Here is a 21,375-nt window from a genome sequence, read left to right as displayed (position 1 = left end):
GAACTCCCGATCAGGCGCGCGGGCGCAACTGCCGTCCGCGCGCGGCGGCGCGATACAGCAGCACGAACAGAACCAGCATCAGCAGGATGAACAGGCCGAGCGGCAGGGTGAAGGCGAGCGTGCCCCAGAGATTGCCCAGCAGCCCGAACAGCACCAGCACGCACAGCGCCAGCAGCAGCGCGAACAGCGCCCATCCTGCGCTTCCCGCCGCCGAGGGCGAGGCGCGCAGGCTGATCAGATGCGAGCGGATCGCGCCGCGCACGAAGAACAGCCCCACCGCCAGAACCAGCAGAATGGCCCCGCCCACCGCGGCGCTGGTCGCGGACAGCCCGGCCTCGCCCGGCAGCGTCGCCGCGTCGATGGTCTGGCCGGTCTGGATCTGGCCTGTTTGCGCCGTCCCGGTTTGAGACCCCGGCTGCGCGCCGGTCTGAACGCCGGTTTGGGCCGGCACCGCCGGGGTCGCCGTCTGTGCGTCGCCGCTGGGCGGCTGGAGGTTGAAGTCCGGCGTGCCGCTCTTCGCGGGAGTCTGGGGCTGGAGCTGGGCGGGTGCGGGCATGGGGCGGTCTCGATCCGGGTTCGTTCGTCAGCGCGGGGCGGCGCCGGATCGTTCCACGATTCCCGGCCGCCCGAACAGACGCCCGCGTATCAGGAAGGTCTTTCCGCCCGGCAGGACGATCTCGCGCCGCTCGAACGGACGCAGCCGGAGGCGCCGGACCTGCCCCGCCAGGGTCACCTCATGCTGACGCGGCGCCAGCAGCAGAACCAGCACGCCCAGCAGCAGAAGCAGCACCCCGCCGATCCCGCCGAGCCCCAGGATCAGCGGCCAGGCCGAGAACCGCACGATCAGCGTCACCGGCAGCTCTGTGCTGGCGGCGCTCACCGAGCGATCGGCGAAGAACACCGACGGCAACTGATCCATCGCCGCGATCTGCGCCATCTTCTGCCGGAAACCGTCGCTCAGAGAGAGACCGACGCCGGACAGGGCGATCCGCAACGTCCCGTGCAGCACCACATCCTTCTGCAACCAGCCTGCAAGGCCCGGTGCGCGGTCGATTGCCGGCACGTGCAGCGACAGCGTCACACCGTCCAGCGCCTGTTCCGGCTGCAAGGCGGTGAGCTGATCGGGCGCGATCGTCGCATCCAGCGCCGGACCGCCGCCCGTCGGGGGCACCCAGCTCAGCGAAAGCTGCGCCCGGTCGATCACGTGCGGATAGAAATCAGAGCGCAGCGCGCCTTCGATCGACACCACCGATGGTGCTGCGCCCGGCACGCCGTCGAACACCAGCCCGCCATCCGGCCCGCGCGACACGCGCAGCCCCGGCGTGGTGCTGCGTTCCGGCAGGAACGACAGGCGCGCCTGGTCCAGCGGCTTCAACTGCACCGCCGGATCGGAGAACAGATGAATCAAGGCAGGGGCGTGGGTGATGCGGTCCAGCTCCGCCGCTGCCGCCTTGCCGTAGGCGATGCCGTAGATGATCAGCCCGTTCGCCGCGTAGAGCTTGCCTTGCACCTGCATCCGCACCGGGTAGGACACCACCGACGGCAGGGCTTCGCTGGAACCAAGACGGGTCGCGAAATCGCGCGTGTTCTCGTTCACGCGCTGGCTGTTGCCGGGCGAGTTGCGGTTGTTGGTGATCATCCAGACAATGCCGGGCTTTCCGGCCAGGATGGTCTGGATGCCGCCCACCAGGGCGCCGTCGAAATCGGCATCGGCGAGATGGCCGTTGCGCTGCACGGCGGGCGCGATCGAATCGACCGCCCGCGCGATCGCCGCGGGATCGTCCGCGCCGCGATACAGCACGTCCGGCGAACGCCGCCCCGGCACCTGTCCGTCCTGGTCGAACCGCGCCACCACCGTTTCGCCGCCCGCATCGGAGGCGGCGATCAACGCCTTCACCAGGGGCCGGAACGGCGAGGACGGGTCGGTGTAGAACGGCTCCATCCAGCCGGAATCCTGGATCAGATACACCGATGCCACGGCTGCCATCGCCGGTGCGGGTGCCAGCAGTGTCAGCAAGGCGGCGAGCAGAGCGTTCTTTCTTGGAAGAAAGAACCAAAGAACTTCTATCCGTTTGGCCGTGTACCTGGCAGGCCAGGAATGACCAAACGGATGAAAGTCTTTTTGCTTCTTTTTCTTCAGAAAAAGAAGATCCTCTTCGGTTTCGTGAACCCTAGCCCGCATCGCGCAGCTCCCACCGGAAGCAGCGATTCTCCACCGCGCCATGGATCAGAAGGAACCGATCCTGCACCGTCACCGACAACTCGCTCGCGCGATGGGCGCGCAGCACGCAATCGAGCGGCTCCAGCATGCGCGGACCTCTGCTGAAGAACAGTGTGCAGAACAAGGGCGGCACATCCGGCGCGGGCGGAAACAACGGATCGCCCAGAAACGCGCCGAGCCGGCCGCGATCGTTGCACAGCGCCAGAACGAAGCGGTTCTCGCCCAGGCACAGCAGCGGATACAGGAACCGGTCGTCGTCGAGCGGATAATCGCAGATCGGGCGCTCGTCCCAGGGCAGGCGCAGCAGCGCGTTCTCGCGGAACACGGCGCGTCCGGTGCCGGGCATGTAGCCGCGCGCCATCCGGCGGCCACGCGGCTGGTGGGGCGCGAACAGGGTCTCCCAGACCAGCGTTTCCCGGTCGAGGCGTGCGGGCATATGCAGCGTGCCGTCGCGCCCCGCCACCGGCCGTGCTTCCAGCAGGGGCGATACCCCGTCGGACCAGAGCGAGAACCGGGCTTCGAACCCGTCGCCGGTATCGCGCACGGCCAACTGTCCGGCGCTGCTGCACCAGAACGCGCTGTCGATGCCGCACACCGGCACCGCGAACGGCGCGCGTGCCGCCTCTGCGCCGGACACCGGCAGGATCTCCCAAGCCGACCCCGACAACACGGCGACGGCCAGACCGCCATCGTACGACACCGGCGCGATCACCGCTCCGCCCAGTCGCGTCGGGCCGCCGAGTGAAGCGCAGGATTCCTCCGGCGCGCTGACCGGCGCGTCCAACGCGCCCAGAAGATCGACCCAGACCGGCCCGCGCTCGGTCGGCAAGGCGATGCCGCCATGGCTCGACGACGCCGCCCAGCTCCAGCGCGGCAGTGTCGCGCAAGGCGGCACACGCAGCAGCCTGTGCCAGTCCGCGTCACGTCCGGAATAGGCGAATACCCAGCCGCTGCTTTGGTCGCAGCACAGCAGGCGCGACGGCGCGCCCGCCACGGCCAGAGCCACCGCGCCGGGGGGCAGGGCGATCTCCTCCATCGTCGCCGGATCGGGCTGCAACGGCAGATCGCGTTCCGGCAGACCGCCGGCATCGCCGAACGGCGGCGACCACGGCGCGGAGCGATCCGGCGCGGGCGCCTCGCCCAGCGACGCCCCGCAGCGCGGGCAGAACCGGAACGCGTTCGGGAGCGGCCCGGGATGGGTGCAGCGTGTGTCGCGCACGCCGAGCCGCTCCAGCAGCGCCGCATCGGCTGCGCGCTCCAGCGCACGCCCCGCCACCGAGGCCGGGACGAACCGCCCCTCCGTTTCGCGCCAGATCTCCGCGCCGAACCGCCCGTCGAGCGTCCAGTCGCTCACGACGCCGCACGTCCGTCCAGCATGCGCAGCACCTCTTGCGCCGCTCCCGTGGACGGCGGCACGTCGCCCGGCGACAGCGACTCCATCACCGCGCGGAACCCGGCCCTCTGCGCATCCGCCGCCGCCCGGTCGCGGATCAACTCTTCCACCGTACGCGCCAGCTTCTCCGGCCGGCAGTCGCCTTGCAGCAATTCCGGCACCAGCGCCCGCTTGGCCAGGAGGTTGACCATGGACACGAACGGCACCCTGATCAGCCGACGCGCGATCGCCGCCGTCAGCGGGTTCACCCGGTAGGTCACCGCCATCGGCACCCCGGCCAGGGCCAGCTCCAGCGTCGAGGTGCCCGATTTGGTCAGCGCAGCGCCGCCGCCGGGCCGGGCGGCCGCGGCGAAGGCGTCGTGCTTCTCGTCGATTTCGCTCACCACGATCGGCTTCACCGACCAGTCGGCGACAGCGCGCGCCACGGTCTGCGCCACTACCGGCGATGCCACCAGCACCGGCTGCAATGCCGGAACCCGTTCCCGCAGCAGCGCCACCGTGCGGCGGAACACCGGCAGAAGACGCGGCACCTCGCTGCGCCGGCTGCCCGGCATCAGCACCAGGACCGGCGCGTCCGCCGCGAGGCCATGCTTTTCGCGGAACCGCGCGCCATCGCCGGCGTCGGCGCCCGATTGCAGCACCGGATGGCCGACGAAGCGCGCTTCCAGCCCGTGCCGCCCGAAGAAGTCCGGCTCGAACGGCAGCAGGCAGAGCAGCGCCTCCCAGCGGCCCGGAAACTCCCGCACGCGATGCTCGCGCCAGGCCCAGACCTGCGGCGCCACGTAGTGCAGACGAGGTATCCCCAGCCTGCCGATGCGCTTCAGCAGCCGCAGGGCGAAGCCGGGGCTGTCGATCGTCACCACCAGATCGGGCCGGCTCCGCTCGATGTCGCGCACCGCCTCGTCCAGCCGTCGCGACAGGCTCCTGATTCGGGGCAGGATCTCGACCAGTCCCATCACGGCCAGCTCGCGCATCGGAAACAGGCTTTCGAGTCCGCGCTCCGCCATCCGCACCCCGCCGATGCCGCGGAAGCGCAGTTCCGGCCGCAGACCTTGCAGCGCGGCCATCAGCCGGCCGCCCAGAACGTCGCCGCTGGCCTCGCCGGCCATGATCCAGATCAGCGGACCCGCCGCGCCGGCCTCATCCGCCATAAAGCTGGTCCGGGTCGATGAGCGGCGCGCTGATCGCCACCAGTTCGCCGTCGCGCACCGCGTCATAGAAGCAGGAGCGCCGCCCGGTATGGCAGGCGACCCCGGTCTGATCGACCAGCAGCAGCACCGCATCCCGGTCGCAATCGAGCCTCACCTCGACCACGCGCTGGGTCTGTCCCGAGCTTTCGCCCTTGCGCCACAGCTTGCCGCGCGAGCGGCTCCAGTAGCAGGCGCGACCGCTCTCGATCGTCTCGCGCAGGGCGTCGCGATTCATCCAGGCCAGCATCAGCACTTCGCCGGTGTCGTGCTGCTGCGCGATGGCGGCGATCAGACCGTTGGCGTCGAACGCCACCCGGTCCAGCACAGCCTCGGTTGCCCCGCTCACGCGCCTTCGCTCCCGGTCTTCGGCTCGGGCAGACGCATCCAGCCCGGCACGCGCGCCTGCAACGCGCCATGCTCGGTCGAGACCGCCCCGTGCAGATGCTCCAGACGCAGCACCGCCAGCCCGTTGCCTTCCCGCGAGGAGCGCATGATGCCGATCTCGCGCCCATCGGCCATCAGTGGCGTGCCGGGCGGCGGCAGCGCCCCGTCCCCGCTCACCGGCACCAGACGCCGCTTCAACAGCCCGCGATAACGTGTCCGCGCGGTCAGTTCCTGGCCCATGAAGCAGCCTTTACTCCAGGAAATGCCGTTCAACTCGTCGAACCCCGCTTCCAGCAGCACGGTGCGGTCCGGCTCGCTGTCCCGCGTGCCGTCCGGCAGACCCAGCAGCAGACGATGGGTGTCGTAATCGCCCTCGTCGGCATTCGCGTCCGGCAGCGTCTCGCCGACCAACCGCCACCCTGCCTCAGGCAGACGCGGATCGGGCGCGGCGATCAGCCCCGGCGATTCCTGCGGCGTTCCGTCCCAGCAGGCGGCGACCTTCAGCGTCGTTTCCGCCACCATCACCTTGGCCCGCAGCCGGAACCGCGACAGCTTGGTCGCCAGCATCGCTGCCTGCGCCGCCTCGCACTCCAGCAGCAGGGTTTCGCCGTCGGAATACAGAAAGAAATCCGCCAGATACTTGCCCTGCGGCGTCAGCAGCGCCGCCCACACGGCCCGGCCGGGCACCGCCAGGGCGACATCGTTCGAGACGAGCCCCTGGAGAAAGGAAACGCGGTCGGGCCCCTCGATGGAGAGAACGGCGCGCGCGGGCAGATGAGCAAGCTTCAGCATGCCCCAGAGCTTGGGGGACGGGACGGCTTCCGACAACAGCCGAAAGGTTCTAACAGACACCCCCCATCGTCGACCGGAGCGCGAACCCTGTCTCGTATCCTGTTCATCACCGCGACCAGGCTGGGCGACGCGGTGCTGTCCACCGGATTGCTCCAACATCTGCTCGACACCCTGCCGCATGCGCGCATCACCGTCGCCTGCGGGCCAGTCGCCGCCGGGCTGTTCCAGCGCATGCCGCGTCTCGACCGCGTGATCGTGGTGGAGAAACAGCGCTACGATCTGCACTGGCTGCAGCTCTGGCGCGATTGCGTGCGCACGCGATGGGATCTCGCGATCGACCTGCGCGGTTCCGCCGTCACGCTTCTGCTGCCGGCGAAGAAGCGGCGCATCATGCGCGGCGGGCGCCGTCCCGGCCATCGCACCGCGCATCTCGCCGGGGTGCTGAATCTCGACGCGCCGCCGATGCCGGTGAGCTGGTTCGACGGCGAGGACGACGCGGTGGCCGCCGCTTTGCTGCCCGGGTCCGGCGATCCGGACGCCCCCTATATCGGCCTGGGCCCGACCGCGAACTGGAGCGGCAAGGTCTGGCCGGCGCAGCGTTTCGCCGCGCTCTTCGCTGCCCTGCGCGAGCGTATTCCGGGCGCGCGTCCGGTGGTGTTCGCGGGGCCGGGGCAGACCGAACACGCCATGGCGCAGGCGCTGATCGACCTGCTGCCGGTGCGCGCCGTCGATCTGCGCGGCAAACTCTCCCTGCCGGAAGTCTCCGCCGCCCTGTCGCGCTGCCGTTTGTTCGTCGGCAACGATTCCGGTCTGATGCATCTTTCCGCCGCCACCGGCATCCCGACCCTGGGCTTGTTCGGCCCCAGCCGCGCCAGCGAATACGCGCCGACGGGGCCGCGCACGGCGTTCGTCGTGGCGCCGGGGCCGGAAGGCGACGCGCCGATCGGCGGCCTCTCCGTCCAGACGGCGCTCGATGCGGCTCTGGAGCTTCTGGCATGATGCGGCGGTTGCGGTCGGGGAGCGTGTCGCGGTGAAGGTCGCGCAGATCATGGCCGGCTCGCCCGCGGGCGGGGCGGAGTTGTTTTTCGAGCGCCTGTCCATCGCCCTGGGCGCGGACGGTGTGGAGATCCTGCCGATCATCCGGCGCGAAGCGGGCAGGGCGCAGCGCCTGCGCAAGGGCGGTTTGTCGCCGGTCGAGATGCGCTTCGGCGGCAGGCTCGATCTGTTCACCCGCCCGGCGATCCGGCGTGCCCTGGCGGCGTTCCGCCCCCGCATCGCGATCGCCTGGATGAACCGGGCCGCGCGCATGACCCCGGACGGCGATCACGTTCTGGCCGGTCGTCTCGGCGGCTTCTATGACCTGAACAATTATCGCCATTGCGATCACCTGATCGGCAACACCCACGGCATCGTCCGCTGGATACGCGAGCAGGGCTGGCCGTCGGAGCGCGTGCATTATCTGCCGAACTTCGCCGCCGAACTGGCCGGTGCCGCCCCGGCGCGCCCGGCCTCGGTGCCGCCTGGGGCGAAGCTGGTGCTGGCCTTGGGGCGGCTGCATCGCAACAAGGCGTTCGACGTGCTGATCCGCGCCATGCCACGCCTGCCCGGGGTGCATGTGCTGATCGCGGGCGAGGGGCCGGAGCGCGAGGCGTTGCGGGCTCTGGCCGAGAGCGAAGGCGTCGCCGACCGGCTGCATATGCCGGGCTGGGCGCAGCACACCGCCGGGCTTGTCGCGGCCTGCGACGTTCTGGTCTGCCCGTCGCGACACGAACCGCTCGGTAATGTGGTGATCGAGGGGTTTTCCGGCGCGAGACCGGTGGTGGCGGCGCGCGCCCAAGGGCCGGTCGAGCTGATCCATGACGGCGAGGACGGCGTGCTGGCCGCGCTGGAAGACCCGCACGCTTTGGCCGAGGCGCTCGGTTCCGTTCTGGGCGATCCGACCCGCGCGGCGCTGCTCGCTGCTTCCGGACGGGCCCGGTTCGAGCAGGAATTCGCCGCGCGCCCGGTGCTGGATCGCTGGCACGACTTCTTTCAGCGCGCGGAGAAAAGCTGATGTGCGGCATTGCGGGTTTCGCACTGGCCCCCGGCGTCACCCGTCCGGGTTTCGATGCAAGCGGCCTCACCGCCCTGGTGCGTGCGCTCGCCCATCGCGGCCCGGACGGCTCCGGTCACAGCATGGTCGGACGGGTCGGGCTGGTGCATACGCGCCTCGCCATCATCGATCTCGACGGCGGCGACCAGCCCTTGTTCGCGGGCTCCGCGGCCCTGATCGCCAATGGCGAGATCTACAACGATCTACAGCTCCGCAGCACGCTGCCGGAAGTTCGTTTCGCCACCGGCAGCGATTGCGAACCGGCGCTGCATCTCTGGCTGCGCGACGGCCAACGCTACGTCGATCATCTGCGCGGCATGTACGCGATCGCGATCCATGAGCGCGGCACGCAGAATCTCGTGCTCTCGCGCGATCCGTTCGGGATCAAGCCGCTCTACATCGCCGAAACCGAGGGCGGCATCGCCTTTGCCTCCGAACCGCAGGCTCTGCTCAGCGCGGGTCTGGTGCAGCGTCGCATGCGCAACGCCGCGCGCGACGAGCTGCTGCAGCTCCAGTTCACCACTGGCCGCGACACCATCTACGAGGGCATCCGCCGCGTCCTGCCCGGCGAGACCCTGCGTATCGCCGGCGGGCGGGTGATCGACAGAAGCCGCGTGCCTGCCTGTCCGGAAGGCCCCGCCGAAACCATCACCGAAGCCGCCGCCCTGGCCCGGCTCGACCGGGCCCTGGAAGACAGCGTCTCGCTGCACCAGCGCGCCGACGTGCCGTACGGCATGTTCCTTAGTGGGGGGATCGACAGCGCCGCCGTGCTGCGCATGATGACGCGCCTCGGCAAATCGCGTGTACAGGCCTTCACCGCCGCGTTCGACGTGCCCGACGCCGCCGATGAAAGCGAGCACGCCGCCGCGCTCGCCCGCGCGGCCGGCGCGCGTCACGAGATCATGCGCATCGACGAAGCGACCGTCTGGCGTCATTTGCCCGATATCGTCGCCTCCATGGACGATCCTGTGGCCGATTACGCCATCATCCCGAGCTGGCTGCTGGCGCGCCGCGCGCGTCGCGACGTCAAGGTGATCCTGAGCGGGGAGGGCGGCGACGAGCTGTTCGCGGGCTACGGGCGCTATCGCTCCGCCATGCGTCCCTGGTGGCGCGGCGGACGCGCCATGCGCCGTCGCGGCACGTTCGACGGTCTGAATGTCCTGCGCCAGTCCGGACGCGATTGGCGGCAGGGCATCGCCGCCACCGAACTCGCCGAGAATGGCGCCCGCTCCCGCCTCGCCGCGGCGCAGGCTTCCGACATTGCCGAATGGCTGCCGCACGATCTGCTGCTGAAGCTCGATCGCTGCCTGATGGCGCACGGCATCGAGGGGCGCACGCCGTTGCTGGACCCGGCCGTGGCCGAGGCCGCGTTCCGTCTGCCGGACGGGCTCAAGGTGCGTCGCGGCATGGGCAAATGGCTGCTGCGGCGCTGGCTGGAAAACGAGATGCCGGAAGCGCGGCCGTTCGCGCCCAAGCAGGGTTTCACGGTGCCGGTCGGCGCCTGGATCGCCGCCAAGGGCGATCAGCTGGCGCCTCTGGTCGCGAAACAGGAGGGCGTGCGAGAGATCGCCACCCCGGATCGGGTGCAGGCCTTGTTCCGAAACGCCGCCGGGCGGCGCGAACAGCATGCCGCCTGGACGCTGCTGTTCTATGCGCTCTGGCATCGCACGCATGTCGAAGGCCGCATGCCCGCCGGCGACGTGTTCGACACGCTGGCGGCGTAAGCGCCGCTGAAGCCGCTTGTCCGGGGTCGTTCCGGTATCTTACGGTCGTCCGGCATGAGCTTTTTCGAGAGCCTCCTGGTTCTGCTGCTGTTGTCGATCGGGCTGCTGCAGGTCTCGCGCCGGCTCGGCCTGCCGTATCCGGCGATGCTGGCGGCGTCCGGCATGCTGGTCGCGCTGGTTCCGGGCGCGCCGGAGATCACGCTCGATCCAGCCATGGCGCTGGCCTTGTTCATCGCGCCTACTCTGCTCGATGCCGCCTATGATTTTCCCGTCACGCTGGCGCGGCGCTTCTGGCCGCCTTTGCTGGTTCTGGCGGCGGGCGGGGTGCTGCTGACCGCGTTTCTGGTCGCCTGGCTCGGTGTCCACTACGCCGGGTTGCCGCTGTCGGCGGCCCTGGTGCTGGGCGCGATCGTGGCGCCGCCCGATGCGGTCGCCGCCACGGCGGTGCTGTCCGGCCTGTCCGTGCCGGCCAACACCGAGGCCGTTCTGAAAGGCGAAAGCCTGTTCAACGACGCGGTGGCGCTGCTTCTATTCGGCGGTGCGTTGGCCGTGCAGGAGCAGGGCGGTCTGCACTGGATCGGCGTGGTTCATCTCGGCCTGGCCGCTCCGGCCGGGATCGCGCTCGGCATCGCTTTCGCCTTTCTGTCCCGCCTCACCACGCCGTTCACCACCGGAACGCTGGGCGGCAATCTGCTGCAATTCGTCTCCACCTGTCTGGTCTGGATCGTTGCCGAACGGCTCGGCGTGTCTGCCGTGCTCTGCGTGGTAGCCTATGCGATGACGCTCGCCTCCACCCATACCGGCGCATCCTCTGCGCGGATGCGGGTTCATTCCTATGCGGTCTGGGCCACGGTGGTGTTTCTTTTGAACGTGCTCGCCTTTCTGTTCATGGGCATGCAGGTCCGCACCATCCTGGCCAGGATGCAGACCACGCGTCTGGATCAGGCGCTGTCCTTCGCCGCGATCGTTCTCGCTGCCGTGGTTCTTGTGCGTTTTGTGGTGGTGATGCTGTCCAACCGCCTCGCGGCGCATGTTCCGGCGTATCGCGGCCATGCCGAGAGGCCGAGCCTGCGCGCCGGCATTCTCGTCGGCTGGTGCGGCATGCGCGGTCTGGTGACGTTGGCGACCGCCTTTGCCCTGCCGGCGGACTTCCCGAAACGCGATCTCGTGACCTTGACCGCGTTCGCCATCGTCATGGGCACGCTTGTCCTGCAGGGGCTCACCCTGGCGCCGCTGATCCGGCTGCTCCATCTCGACCGCTCCGAGGATGCCGCGCGAGCCTTGTCGCGTGCGCGCGAAGCGCTGATCAAGGCGGGAATGGACAGTCTCGACGGCGAGGACGGGCGCGAGGCGGTGCTGGTGCGCAAGACCTATGCGGCGCGCTCGGAGGCCGAACATCTCTGGGCGGATCAGGAACGTTACCGGACGCTGGCGCTCGGCGCGATCGCTGCCGAGCGCGCGGCCTTGCTGCGCATGCACCGCAACCACGAACTCGACGCCGCCTGCTACGACACGCTGCTGGAAGAGCTGGACTGGCGCGAGCTGGCTCTTCTGCCCGACGAGCACCGCAGGATCGAGGAAAGCTGATCGCGACGGACAGGACAGTCGTGCCGGCCTTTGTTGTTGCCGGCACGCAGAGAAAACGAACGCTTCTCCCGCTTCACGCCTCTCCCAGAGCGTAGCGACGGCAATGGTTGAGATAGGCCGGCTCGTGCACGGCGACCAGATCGACGACGCTGGTCCATAGCCAGGACGGCGCATCGAGCGTGCCGGACCGTCGCCGCAGCGCGGACAGCCAGGAGCGGCGATCCGCATCCTCCAGCTGCCGTCCATGCGCCTGTCCCACCACGTTGGCCAGGGACCACGCGACGTCCAATGCTTCCTGCCGGCCAAGGCGGTCGAACTCCAGCTTCAGATCCTGCGGCAGCAGGGCACGCAGGAACACGGATCGGTCCAGCAGCCGTGCCGCCAACATACGATCGCCGAGATGCGGCGAGAGGGCCCGCGCACCCGCCACGACGCGATCGGCCGGCGCGCGCGGCATGGATGCGCCCGGCGCACGCGGCGTATCGGCGGAAACGGCTTCCTTGATGTCGATCAGGCAATGTCGCGCATCATTACCCTTGCCGACACGCAACAGCACGGCGTAGCGCAGGCGTCCCAGCGACGAACATCCCTTGCGCCAGAAGGCCGCATCGAGAACCCGCACCGCCGCTCCGGTCTCGAAACCGCGCAGGGCCGTGACCAGCGCCTGCACGGTTTCCTCCGTGAACAGCGCGTCGATGGCGCCGCGTTCCGCCTTGGTGAGCGGCCAGAAACGCCGCCCGAGCGGAATGCTGGGCGCGGTCCCTTCGATGCGCTCATCCGCCAGATGTTTCCAGGATCGTCCGGCGGCTTCCTGCAGGATGCCGCGCATGCGCTTCGGCAGATCCGACGGCTTCGCGGCTTTGCCGTCCGCGAACGCGTCCTCGTAGCCTGCCGTGACCTGTTCCATGATCTGCGCCGTGGCCACGCCGGGCAGGTCGGACGAGCGCGCCGCCATCGCCAGGGACAGGCTGAGCCGGATGAGGTCATGCGCGGGATTGCCGATCACGGTCTGGTCCAGATCGCGGATCTGCAAGGCGAGCTTGCCGTCCGCGCTGCCGACCGGCCCGAGATTGCCCAGATGGCAATCGCCGCAGATCCAGAGCGGCGGCCCGTCCGGCACCGCGGCCCGGGTCGAATCCTCCAACCAGGCGTAGAAACGCCTGGTGCTGCCGCGCACGAAGGCGAGCGCGGAGGCTGCCATCTTGCGATTCTGTTCCGCCGCCAACGCGGCGGCACGATCAGCCGGCCTCACCGTGTCCTTGTCATCCATCGACACATCCGACACGCGATCGGCCACGGGCACAATCGCGTGTCGGCCTGTTTCAGTGCTCGGAGGCGAGCACTGTTTCCTTTTCCTGCGAACGGCGCCCGCCGAGCAGGGTCCGCACCGCCGTATAGAAGGCGGGTGTGAACAGGAGCCCGAACACCGTCACGCCCAGCATGCCGAAGAACACGGCGGTGCCGAGCGAGCGGCGCATCTCCGAGCCCGCCCCGGTCGCGACGGCCAAGGGCGCGACGCCGAGAATGAAGGCGAACGACGTCATCAGGATCGGACGCAGACGGGTGCGCGCCGCATGCATCGCCGCCGCCGCCGGGCTGGCGCCTTCGTCTTCGGCCTGACGGGCGAATTCGACGATCAGGATCGCGTTCTTGGCGGCCAGACCGACCAGAACCACGAAGCCGATCTGCGCCAGGATGTCGATCGACAGCCCCCGCGCCATCAATCCCGTAACCGAGGCCAGAAGGCACATCGGTACGATCAGCACGATCGACAAAGGCAGCTTCCAGCTCTCGTACTGCGCCGCCAGCACCAGGAACACGAACAAGGCGGCGGCGCCGAACACCAGCAGGGTGGGCGTGCCTTTCTGCTGCTGCTGGAACGCGATCTCGGTCCATTCGAACCCGATCCCCGGCGGCAGAACCTCCTTCGCGAGCTGCTCCATCCGCGCCAGCGCCGTGCCGCTGGCGACGCCGGGCGCGGCGGCGCCCATGATCTCCGCGGCGGGATACAGATCGTAGCGCGGCACGCGATAGGCCGAGGTCACGTCCTCGAAGCGCGCCACGGAGCCGATCGGCACCATCAGCCCGGCCGCGTTGCGCACCTTCAACCGGCCGATATCTGAGACGTTGCGACGGAACGACCCGTCCGCCTGCGCCACGACTTCGTAGGTGCGGCCGAGATAGTTGAAGTCGTTCACGTATTGCGAGCCGAGATAGATCTGGAACGTGTTGAACACGTCCGTCGGCGTCAGCCCGACCTTCTCCGCCTTTTCGCGATCGATATCGGCGTAGACGGACGGCGTGTTGGTGTTGAAGAGGGTGAACACGCCCGCGAAATCCGGGTCCTTGTTGGCAGCGCCCATCAGGGTCTGCGCCGCATGCGCCAGCGCCTCGCTGCCGAGACCCGCGCGATCCTGCAGCATCAGCTTGAAGCCGCCTGCGGTACCGAGGCCCTGCACGGGCGGCGGGGCGATCGACAGGATGAACGCGCCCTTGATCGCCGACAAACGCTTCTGCAGATCGCCCAACACGACGGCAGCGGTGTGGCCATGGTTGGGATGGTCGTAGAGCGAGGGCAGGCCGGAGAAGATGGTGCCGTTGTTGGATGCGACCGTGAAGGTGGTGGCGTCAAGACCCGCGAACGGCACCACATGCTCCACGCCCGGGGTGGAGAGAATGATCTGGCTCGCCTGGCGCACCACCGCTTCCGTCCGGTCCAGCGTCGCTCCAGCCGGAAGCTGGATCACCGTGATCAGATAGCCCTGATCCTGCTCCGGCACGAAGCCCGTCGGCGCGCGCGACAACTGCACCCCCGCCAGTGCGATCAGCGCCACGTACACGCCCAGCACGATCGCCAGATTGCGCACCAGCTTTCGCGTCAAACGGCCATAGGCGTTCGACATGCGATCGAAACCGCGATTGAACCGGTCGAAGAACCCGCCGATCAGACGCGATGCGATCGACCCGCGATCGACGTGCTCTTCATGAGCCTTGAACAGCACCGCGCACAAAGCCGGGCTCAGCGTCAGGGACACGAAGCACGAGATCACCGTGGAGGCGGCGATCGTCACCGCGAACTGGCGGAAGAACTCGCCGGAAATGCCCGACAGGAACGCCGACGGCACGAACACAGCGCACAAAGTCAGCGCGATCGCGATCAGCGCGCCGCCCACCTCGTCCATGGTGCGATGCGCCGCCTCGTTCGGCGTCATGCCGGCACGCAGATTGCGTTCGACGTTCTCCACCACGACGATGGCATCGTCGACCACGATGCCGACCGCCAGCACCAGGCCGAACAGGGACAGGTTGTTCAGCGAGATCCCCAGCAATGCCAGAATCGTGAACGTTCCCACCAGCGACACGGGAATCGCGATCACCGGGATCAGCGACGCGCGCCAGGTCTGCAGGAACAGGATCACCACGCCGACCACCAGGACGATGGCGACGAAGATGGTGACGATCACCTCGTGCACCGACTTTCCGACGAAGGTCGTGGGATCGTAGATGATCCGGTAGTCGAGACCGGGCGGGAAATCCGCCTTCATCGCCTGCATGGTGGACAGCACTTCGTGCTCCACCGCCAGCGAGTTCGAGCCCGGCTGGGCGAAGATCAGCAGCGGAACCGCGCTGTTGTCGTCCAGGAACCCGGCGGAGCCGTAATCCTGCGCGCCGATATCGACATGGCCGATGTCGCGGATGCGCGTGTTGTGGCCGTTCGGGTCGGTCTTGACGATGATGTCGGCGAACTGCGCCGGCGTCGAAAGACGGCCGAGCGTCTGGATGTTGAGCTGGAACGCCTCGTGCGACGGCAGAGGCGGCTGGTTCAGGATGCCCGCGGAGACCTGCACGTTCTGCGCCTGCAGCGCGGCCAGAACCTCACTCGCATCCAGATCGTACGCCGCCACCTTGTCGGGATCGAGCCAGATCCGCATCGCGTAGTCGCGGCCGCCGAACACCTGCACGTCGCCCACGCCCGGCAGTCGCGCCAGCGCATCCTTCACGTGCAGCGTGGCGTAGTTCGAGATGTAGAGATCGTCGCGGCTGCGATCCGGCGAGATCAGATGCACCGCCAGCAGGATGTTGGGCGTCGATTTCCGCACCTGCACGCCGAGCCGCTGCACGTCCTGCGGCAGGCGGGGCAGGGCGTCCTGCACGCGATTTTGCGTGAGCATCTGCGAGATGTTCAGATCCGTGCCGATCCGGAACGTCACCGTCAGCGTCAGCTTGCCGTCGCCGGTGGACTGGCTGCTCATGTAGAGCATGTTCTCGACGCCGTTGATCTGCTGCTCCAGCGGCGTCGCCACCGTGCGCGCCACCGTTTCCGCCGATGCGCCCGGATAGGTGGTGGTGATCTGCACCGTGGGCGGCACGATCTCGGGATATTGCGCGATCGGCAGGGTGAACAGCGCACCCAGACCCACCAGGGTCAGGAAGACGCTGAACACCGTGGCCAGGATCGGCCGGTCGATGAAGATATGCGTGAACCGCATCGTTTGCTGTCCTGTTGGCCGCAATGCCGGACACGCGTGAGCGCGTCCGGCCGCGATATCAGTCCTGGGTGTCGGCGCGGTCGTCGAAGCGGATGGCACCGTTCTGCGGCACCACCGGCGCTCCGGGGCGCGCATGCATCAGGCCGTCGATGATTACCGTGTCGCTGGGCGACAAGCCGCCGGTCACGACGCTCAGACCGCCGCGCGTTCCGCCCAGGGTCACGATCTTCGGCACCACCTTGTTGTCGGCGGAAACCGTCATCAGCAGATGCTGCGACTGGTCCGGCACCACGGCGTCGGCCGGCACCAGCAGGGCCGGATGCGGCGGCGCGGTCTCCACCCGGACCCGGGCGAACTCGCCGGGATAGAGCGACAGATCCTTGTTCGGTACGGTGGCGCGGGCATGGATGGTGCCGCTGGCGCGATCGAGCGAATTGTCGATGAAGTCGAGCGTGCCGGTATGGGAATAATCGGCGTCGCCGCTGAGCTTGATCGCCACCGGCGCCGGCGCGTCGCTCTTGTGGCGCGCCCGATCGGCCTGATAGGCCAGGAAATCGGCCTCGCTCATGTCGAAATCGAGATAGATCGGATCGAGCGATACCAGCGTCGTCAGCAAGGTCGTCGGGCTGGTGCCGCCGCGGCTGCCGCTGACCAGACTGCCGATCGCCACACGATGCGCGCTGATCCGCCCGGTGAACGGGGCCCGCACCTGGCAATATTCGAGATCGAGCGCCGCATCCCGCGCCTGCGCATTGGCGAGCTCCAGCGACGCCTGATCGGCGAGCTGGTCGGCCTGCCGCTGATCTACCGATTGTCCGGTGCCGAATTCGGTCTTCTTCAGCTGCTGCGCACGCCACAACTCGCTGCCGGCGAGCGCCAGACGCGCCTGCGCCTGCCGGATCTGCGCCGTCGCCTGCGCCAGCCTGATCTGATACGGGCGCGGGTCGATCACGAACAGCAGATCGCCCTTCTGCACGATCTGGCCGTCGGTGAAATGGATCTCGGTCAGGGTGCCGCCCACCTGCGCCCGCACCTCGAGCGCGTCCACGGCGGAGAACTGCCCCAGGAAATCGGCGCGATCGCTCAGCGTGCGCTGCAGCGGCTTGCTCACCGTCACCTGCGCCGGTGGAAAGGCAGGCGGTCCGGCCGGATGCGTTCCGCCGCCGCTCTCGTGCAGGGCGACCCCACCGGCCACGGCCAGCACAAGAACCGCGACCGCAGCGAACCGCACCGACCGGCGCCGGTCGCGCCCCTGTTTGCTGCGGACGATATCGTCGAGCTCGTTCATTTTCTTCCACCACGCAACCGGATCGCCCTACCGAGCGATACAATACCGATTGGTATGGTGCCTGGACGCTTGAAAGCAACCCTCCTATCTACGCGGGACAGGCTGCGCGTTGCGTCGCGGCCACAGGGAGAGCACGGAAGTGGGACGCCCGCGTGAGTTCGATGTCGACGATGCGCTTCAAGCCGCGCTGCGGGTCTTCTGGAAGAAAGGGTTCGAGGGCGCGTCCCTGACGGACCTGACGGAAGCCATGGGGATCACCCGTCCCAGCCTCTACGCCGCATACGGCAACAAGCAGCAGCTCTTCGTCAAGGCGCTGGACCGGTTCCAGAGCACCTGCCTCGGTTTCACCGAGTGCGCCCTGGCCAGCCCCACCGCTTCGGAAGTGCTGCAGAAGCTGCTCTACGGCTATGCCGATTGCTACACCTCCCAGGGGCAGCCGCCCGGATCGCTGAAGACCAACGGCGTCCTGGTCTGTTCCGAAGCCTCCGAGCCGGTGCGCTGCGAACTGGTCCGTCGCCGGCGCGAGGACGAGGCGGCACTCCAACGGAGGCTCGAACGCGCTCGGGAGGAGGGCGACCTGCCTGCGGATGCCGACCCCGCCGCTCTCGCCTCCTTCGTCATGACGGTGGCACAAGGCATGTCGGTGCAGGCCGCGTCCGGCGCCGATCGCGAAACGCTTCATGCCGTGGTGCGCACCGCCCTGCGCGCCATGCCCGTCGCCTGCGGAGTCCCCCGATGCGCTACGACCTGATCCTTCGCAACGGCGTCTGCGTGCTGCCCTGGGGCGAGATCGCCACCGATCTCGGCGTGCGCGACGGTCGCATCGCCGCCCTGGGGGTTCCGGCGGATGCGGAGGCGGCAGAGCGTTTCGACGCCACCGGCCTGCACATCCTGCCCGGCCTGATCGACGCCCATGTGCATCTGCGCGATCCCGGCGACGCCAGCATCGAGAGCATCCCCACCGGCACACGCGCCGCGGCGCTCGGCGGCATCACGACCGTGTTCGACATGCCGAACACCAGCCCCTCCATCACCAGCCGCGAGCAGCTCGACTGGAAGGCCGGCTACGTGGAGCGGGAAAGCTTCACCGATTTCGCCTTCTATGTCGGCGCCACCCGCGCCAACACGCCTGATCTCGCCGAATACGAGACGCTGCCCGGGGTCTGCGCGGTGAAGCTGTTCGCCGGCTCCTCCACCGGCGATCTGATGATCGAGGACGATGCCGGCATCGAGGCGGTGATGCGCTCCGGGCGCCGTCGCATCGCCTTTCACAGCGAGGACGAATACCGGCTCCAGGCCCGCAAGCCATTGTTCGAGCGCGGCATGCCCTATGACACGCACCGGATCTGGCGCGACGAGGAATGCGCGTTTCTCGGCACGCGCCGGATCATGGCGCTCGCCCGTAAGACCGGACGCCCGGCGCATATCCTGCACACCTCCACCGCCGAGGAACTCGACTATCTCGCCGGCTTCCGCGACATCGCCACCGTCGAGGTGCTGGTGAACCATCTCACCCAGGTCGCGCCCGACTGCTACGAGCGACTGGAAGGGCTGGCGGTGATGAACCCCCCGATCCGCGACCGGCGCCATTTCGAGGCGAGCTGGGCGGCGGTGCGCGACGGCACCGTCGATGTGGTCTCGTCCGATCACGCACCGCATCCGATCGCGGCCAAGCGCCGTCCCTGGCCCGATTGCCCGGCCGGGCTCACCGGCGTGCAGACCATCGTCCCGTTGATGCTGGACCACGTGAATCACGGCCGGCTCAGCCTGTCCCGTCTGGCCGATCTGATGGCGGCGGGCCCGGCCCGGGTCTACAACATGGCCGCCAAGGGCCGCATCGCGACCGGCTTCGATGCCGACTTCACCGTGGTCGACATGAAGCGCCGGCGTGCCATCACCAACGACTGGATCGCGACCCCCTGCGGCTGGACCCCGTTCGATGGACAGGAGGTGACGGGTTGGCCTGTCGCGACCATCGTGCGTGGGCGGATCGTGATGCGCGACGACGAGGTGATCGGCGCGCCGCAGGGTAGGATGGCTCGTTTGGCCTGGTAGAAGGAGTTCGTGATGCTGGACGAAGCGACGCGCGATCGCGCCAGGGGTGCTCTTCTCGGCTTGGCGGTCGGCGACGCGCTCGGCACCACGCTCGAGTTCAGCCGTCGCGACAGCCAGCCTCTGCAAACGGAGATCACCGGCGGCGGGCCGTTTGGGCTCCAGCCCGGACAATGGACCGACGACACCAGCATGGCGCTGGCGCTTGCCGACAGCCTAATCCAGAGTGGCGGTCTGGATCCGCGCGATCTGGCGGAGCGCTTCGTCGCCTGGTGGAAACAGGGCGCCTTCTCCGCCACCGGCCATTGCTTCGATATCGGCGTCACCACCGCCGAGGCGCTGGGACGCTTCCGCGCGAACGGCAACCCCATGGCCGGCTCCACCGACGAGAACGCCGCCGGAGACGGCTCGGTCATGCGTCTGGCCCCGGTCGTGCTGGCCACGCTCGGCCATCCGTCGCGCAGAACCGAATGGGCCGCGGGGCAAAGCCGCGTCACGCACGGCGCGCCGCAGGCGGTGGAAGGCTGCGTCTGGTTCGCCGAACTGCTCGCCCGCGCGATCGGCGGCGAGCCCAAGGAACAATTGCTGGCGCCCGATCGGGGCGGCGACCATCCGGCGCTGCGCGCGCTGCACAGAGCGGAATGGGCGACCAAGGAACGCGCCGAGATCCGCTCCAGCGGCTATGTGGTGCACACGCTGGAGGCCGCGCTCTGGTCGGTGTCCCGCACCGACAGCTTCGAGGATGCACTGATCCTGGCGGTGAATCTGGGCGAGGATTCCGACACGGTCGGGGCGGTGACGGGCCAGCTCGCGGGGGCGCTGTATGGACTGTCCGCAACCCCCGAACGCTGGCTAGCGCCGCTGTTCTGGCGAAGCGAGATCACCCGCTCCGCCGATGCGCTGCTGGCGATGAACGACGCCTGAAGAAACCGTTTCCGGGTCAGGCTTGCATCTGGATCGGCTGTTTCCGCTCCAGAGCCAGTGCCACCAGGAACACCACGAGCCCGCCCGCCGCCAGAAGCGCGCCGACCCAGCCGGGCGACGACCAGCCATAACCGGCGGTGATCGCCGCGCCGGCCAGTGCCGCGCCCAGACCGTTGGCGATGTTGAAGGCGGAGTGGTTCAGCGATGCTGCCAGGGATTGCGCGTCGCCCGCCACATCCATCAGACGCGTTTGGATCGCCGGCGCCAGCGCCACGCCGCAGCCGACCAGGAACGCATCCGCCGTCGCCGCCCAGGCGAAGGGCAGGGCAGGGATGAACAGAAGCGCCACCACGACGTCCCACACCAGCAGGCCGACCACCGCCCGCTTCGGAGCGCGATCCACCAGCCAGGCGCCCACCGTGTTGCCGACCGCCATGCCCAGCCCCATCACGGACAGAACCAGCGGCACGACGGCGGCGCTCATATGGGTGCGGTGCATCAGCGCCGGCGAGATGTAGCTGTAGACCGCGAACAAACCGCCGAACCCGATTGCGGCGGTGCCCAGCGCCAGCCACACCTGTATGCGCCGCAAGGCGCCGAGCTCGGTCAAAGGCGATGCGCCGTCCTGCGCCGGGATCGGCGGCAGCGTCCACAACAGCCCCGCCACGCCCAGCAGCGCGATCACGCCCACCGCATAATAGGACAGGTGCCAGTCGATGAACGCGCCGCACCAGGAGGCCAGCGGCGCACCGATGATCGTCGCCGTGGTCAGCCCCAGCATCATTTGGCCGACCGCGCGGGTCCGCTCGCGCCGGTCCACCATCGAGGCCGCCACCAGCGCGCCGATGCCGAAATAGGCGCCATGCGGCAGGCCGGCCAGGAAGCGGAACAGCAGCACCACGTCGTAGCGCTGCGACAGCCCGGTGAGGATGTTGAAGACGGCATAGATCAGCATCAGCCCGATCAGCACGCTTCGTCGCGACAGGCGCGCGGCCAGCACGGCGAACAACGGCGCCCCCACCACCACGCCGCCGGCATAGGCGCTGATCAGCCAGCCGGCATTCGGGACGGTCGTGTGCAGATTGGTTGCCACGGAGGGCAACAGCCCCATCATCGCGAACTCGCCGGTGCCGATCGCGAACCCGCCGGTGGCGAGTGCCAGGATCGCCGCCACGCGGCCATGCGGCGGCCTCAGCACGACGCGCGCCGGCAGGGTCTCGGTGTCGATCTCGCTCATG

17 protein-coding genes are annotated in these 21,375 nt (G+C 68.8%); 7 read left to right on the top strand and 10 right to left on the bottom strand.

The features are described from left to right. Window positions 1-10 precede the first annotated feature (10 nt). From ACZ5BM_RS02530 to ygfZ, 6 genes are all read right to left on the bottom strand, one after another. On the bottom strand, window positions 11-556 hold the full coding sequence (locus tag ACZ5BM_RS02530; RefSeq protein ID WP_498909769.1) for a RodZ family helix-turn-helix domain-containing protein: 546 nt from the start codon (window positions 554-556) through the stop codon (window positions 11-13). A gap of 27 nt (window positions 557-583) precedes the next feature. Continuing rightward, window positions 584-2,017 carry a hypothetical protein gene (locus ACZ5BM_RS02525; protein ID WP_498909767.1) on the bottom strand — a complete coding sequence of 478 codons (1,434 nt, stop codon included), beginning with the start codon at window positions 2,015-2,017 and terminating at the stop codon, window positions 584-586. 154 nt (window positions 2,018-2,171) lie between these two features. Next, window positions 2,172-3,575: a hypothetical protein gene (locus tag ACZ5BM_RS02520; protein ID WP_498909766.1), complete on the bottom strand. Its 1,404-nt coding sequence runs from the start codon at window positions 3,573-3,575 to the stop codon at window positions 2,172-2,174. Beyond that, window positions 3,572-4,765, bottom strand: coding sequence for a lipid-A-disaccharide synthase (gene lpxB, locus ACZ5BM_RS02515; RefSeq protein WP_498909765.1), 1,194 nt, complete (start codon window positions 4,763-4,765; stop codon window positions 3,572-3,574). The genes ACZ5BM_RS02520 and lpxB overlap by 4 nt, the downstream gene beginning before the upstream one ends. Next, on the bottom strand, window positions 4,755-5,150 hold the full coding sequence (gene hisI / locus ACZ5BM_RS02510) for a phosphoribosyl-AMP cyclohydrolase (protein WP_498909763.1): 396 nt from the start codon (window positions 5,148-5,150) through the stop codon (window positions 4,755-4,757). Before hisI ends, lpxB begins: the two co-directional genes overlap by 11 nt. Beyond that, window positions 5,147-5,980 carry a CAF17-like 4Fe-4S cluster assembly/insertion protein YgfZ gene (gene ygfZ / locus ACZ5BM_RS02505; protein WP_498909761.1) on the bottom strand — a complete coding sequence of 278 codons (834 nt, stop codon included), beginning with the start codon at window positions 5,978-5,980 and terminating at the stop codon, window positions 5,147-5,149. Before ygfZ ends, hisI begins: the two co-directional genes overlap by 4 nt. A gap of 132 nt (window positions 5,981-6,112) precedes the next feature. Between ygfZ and ACZ5BM_RS02500 the strand changes: the two genes are divergently transcribed. The 4 genes from ACZ5BM_RS02500 to ACZ5BM_RS02485 are packed head-to-tail and all read left to right on the top strand — an operon-like array spanning window position 6,113 to window position 11,383. Next, window positions 6,113-6,979, top strand: coding sequence for a glycosyltransferase family 9 protein (locus tag ACZ5BM_RS02500; protein ID WP_498909759.1), 867 nt, complete (start codon window positions 6,113-6,115; stop codon window positions 6,977-6,979). After that, complete coding sequence (locus tag ACZ5BM_RS02495; RefSeq protein ID WP_498909757.1) at window positions 6,954-8,033, top strand: glycosyltransferase; 1,080 nt, start codon at window positions 6,954-6,956, stop codon at window positions 8,031-8,033. The genes ACZ5BM_RS02500 and ACZ5BM_RS02495 overlap by 26 nt, the downstream gene beginning before the upstream one ends. Further along, window positions 8,033-9,796: an asparagine synthetase B family protein gene (gene asnB, locus ACZ5BM_RS02490; protein ID WP_498909755.1), complete on the top strand. Its 1,764-nt coding sequence runs from the start codon at window positions 8,033-8,035 to the stop codon at window positions 9,794-9,796. The genes ACZ5BM_RS02495 and asnB overlap by 1 nt, the downstream gene beginning before the upstream one ends. Window positions 9,797-9,850: 54 nt before the next feature. Further along, entirely contained in the window at window positions 9,851-11,383 is a 1,533-nt protein-coding gene (locus ACZ5BM_RS02485) for a cation:proton antiporter (RefSeq protein WP_498909753.1), read from the top strand. Window positions 11,384-11,456: 73 nt separating this feature from the next. Here ACZ5BM_RS02485 and ACZ5BM_RS02480 read toward each other — a convergent pair whose 3' ends face one another. The 3 genes from ACZ5BM_RS02480 to ACZ5BM_RS02470 are packed head-to-tail and all read right to left on the bottom strand — an operon-like array spanning window position 11,457 to window position 17,161. Beyond that, window positions 11,457-12,653 carry a DUF2252 family protein gene (locus tag ACZ5BM_RS02480; protein WP_498909752.1) on the bottom strand — a complete coding sequence of 399 codons (1,197 nt, stop codon included), beginning with the start codon at window positions 12,651-12,653 and terminating at the stop codon, window positions 11,457-11,459. Between the two features lie 52 nt (window positions 12,654-12,705). Next, on the bottom strand, window positions 12,706-15,873 hold the full coding sequence (locus ACZ5BM_RS02475) for an efflux RND transporter permease subunit (protein WP_498909750.1): 3,168 nt from the start codon (window positions 15,871-15,873) through the stop codon (window positions 12,706-12,708). A 58-nt stretch (window positions 15,874-15,931) separates the two neighbouring features. Continuing rightward, window positions 15,932-17,161 (bottom strand): efflux RND transporter periplasmic adaptor subunit, encoded by a 1,230-nt coding sequence (locus ACZ5BM_RS02470; RefSeq protein WP_498909749.1) that lies wholly within the window; start codon window positions 17,159-17,161, stop codon window positions 15,932-15,934. A gap of 139 nt (window positions 17,162-17,300) precedes the next feature. On the opposite strand from ACZ5BM_RS02470, the gene ACZ5BM_RS02465 reads away from it, so the two are divergent. From ACZ5BM_RS02465 to ACZ5BM_RS02455, 3 genes are read left to right on the top strand one after another with little or no spacing between them, the layout of a single operon-like run. Next, window positions 17,301-17,912 (top strand): TetR/AcrR family transcriptional regulator, encoded by a 612-nt coding sequence (locus tag ACZ5BM_RS02465; RefSeq protein ID WP_498909748.1) that lies wholly within the window; start codon window positions 17,301-17,303, stop codon window positions 17,910-17,912. After that, window positions 17,897-19,216, top strand: coding sequence for a dihydroorotase (locus ACZ5BM_RS02460; RefSeq protein WP_498909747.1), 1,320 nt, complete (start codon window positions 17,897-17,899; stop codon window positions 19,214-19,216). Before ACZ5BM_RS02465 ends, ACZ5BM_RS02460 begins: the two co-directional genes overlap by 16 nt. 12 nt (window positions 19,217-19,228) lie before the next feature. Next, window positions 19,229-20,137: an ADP-ribosylglycohydrolase family protein gene (locus ACZ5BM_RS02455; protein WP_498909746.1), complete on the top strand. Its 909-nt coding sequence runs from the start codon at window positions 19,229-19,231 to the stop codon at window positions 20,135-20,137. A 16-nt stretch (window positions 20,138-20,153) separates the two neighbouring features. On the opposite strand, the gene ACZ5BM_RS02450 is transcribed toward ACZ5BM_RS02455, so the two are convergent. Then, window positions 20,154-21,374 (bottom strand): MFS transporter, encoded by a 1,221-nt coding sequence (locus tag ACZ5BM_RS02450; RefSeq protein ID WP_498909745.1) that lies wholly within the window; start codon window positions 21,372-21,374, stop codon window positions 20,154-20,156. Window position 21,375 lies beyond the last annotated feature (1 nt).

This window comes from Lichenicola sp. GTC18331 (assembly GCF_055386855.1).
This window is presented reverse-complemented; position numbering and strand designations above follow the sequence as displayed.

Bases quoted from the DNA above. Each gene is read 5' to 3' on its own strand.
- ACZ5BM_RS02455 (WP_498909746.1), top strand. From the start codon at position 19,229: ATGCTGGACGAAGCGACGCGCGATCGCGCCAGGGGTGCTCTTCTCGGC.
- ACZ5BM_RS02470 (WP_498909749.1), bottom strand. From the start codon at position 17,161: ATGAACGAGCTCGACGATATCGTCCGCAGCAAACAGGGGCGCGACCGG.
- ygfZ (WP_498909761.1), bottom strand. From the start codon at position 5,980: ATGCTGAAGCTTGCTCATCTGCCCGCGCGCGCCGTTCTCTCCATCGAG.
- ACZ5BM_RS02530 (WP_498909769.1), bottom strand. From the start codon at position 556: ATGCCCGCACCCGCCCAGCTCCAGCCCCAGACTCCCGCGAAGAGCGGC.
- ACZ5BM_RS02450 (WP_498909745.1), bottom strand. From the start codon at position 21,374: ATGAGCGAGATCGACACCGAGACCCTGCCGGCGCGCGTCGTGCTGAGG.
- ACZ5BM_RS02475 (WP_498909750.1), bottom strand. From the start codon at position 15,873: ATGCGGTTCACGCATATCTTCATCGACCGGCCGATCCTGGCCACGGTG.
- asnB (WP_498909755.1), top strand. From the start codon at position 8,033: ATGTGCGGCATTGCGGGTTTCGCACTGGCCCCCGGCGTCACCCGTCCG.
- ACZ5BM_RS02495 (WP_498909757.1), top strand. From the start codon at position 6,954: ATGCGGCTCTGGAGCTTCTGGCATGATGCGGCGGTTGCGGTCGGGGAG.
- ACZ5BM_RS02460 (WP_498909747.1), top strand. From the start codon at position 17,897: ATGCGCTACGACCTGATCCTTCGCAACGGCGTCTGCGTGCTGCCCTGG.
- ACZ5BM_RS02480 (WP_498909752.1), bottom strand. From the start codon at position 12,653: ATGGATGACAAGGACACGGTGAGGCCGGCTGATCGTGCCGCCGCGTTG.
- ACZ5BM_RS02485 (WP_498909753.1), top strand. From the start codon at position 9,851: ATGAGCTTTTTCGAGAGCCTCCTGGTTCTGCTGCTGTTGTCGATCGGG.
- lpxB (WP_498909765.1), bottom strand. From the start codon at position 4,765: ATGGCGGATGAGGCCGGCGCGGCGGGTCCGCTGATCTGGATCATGGCC.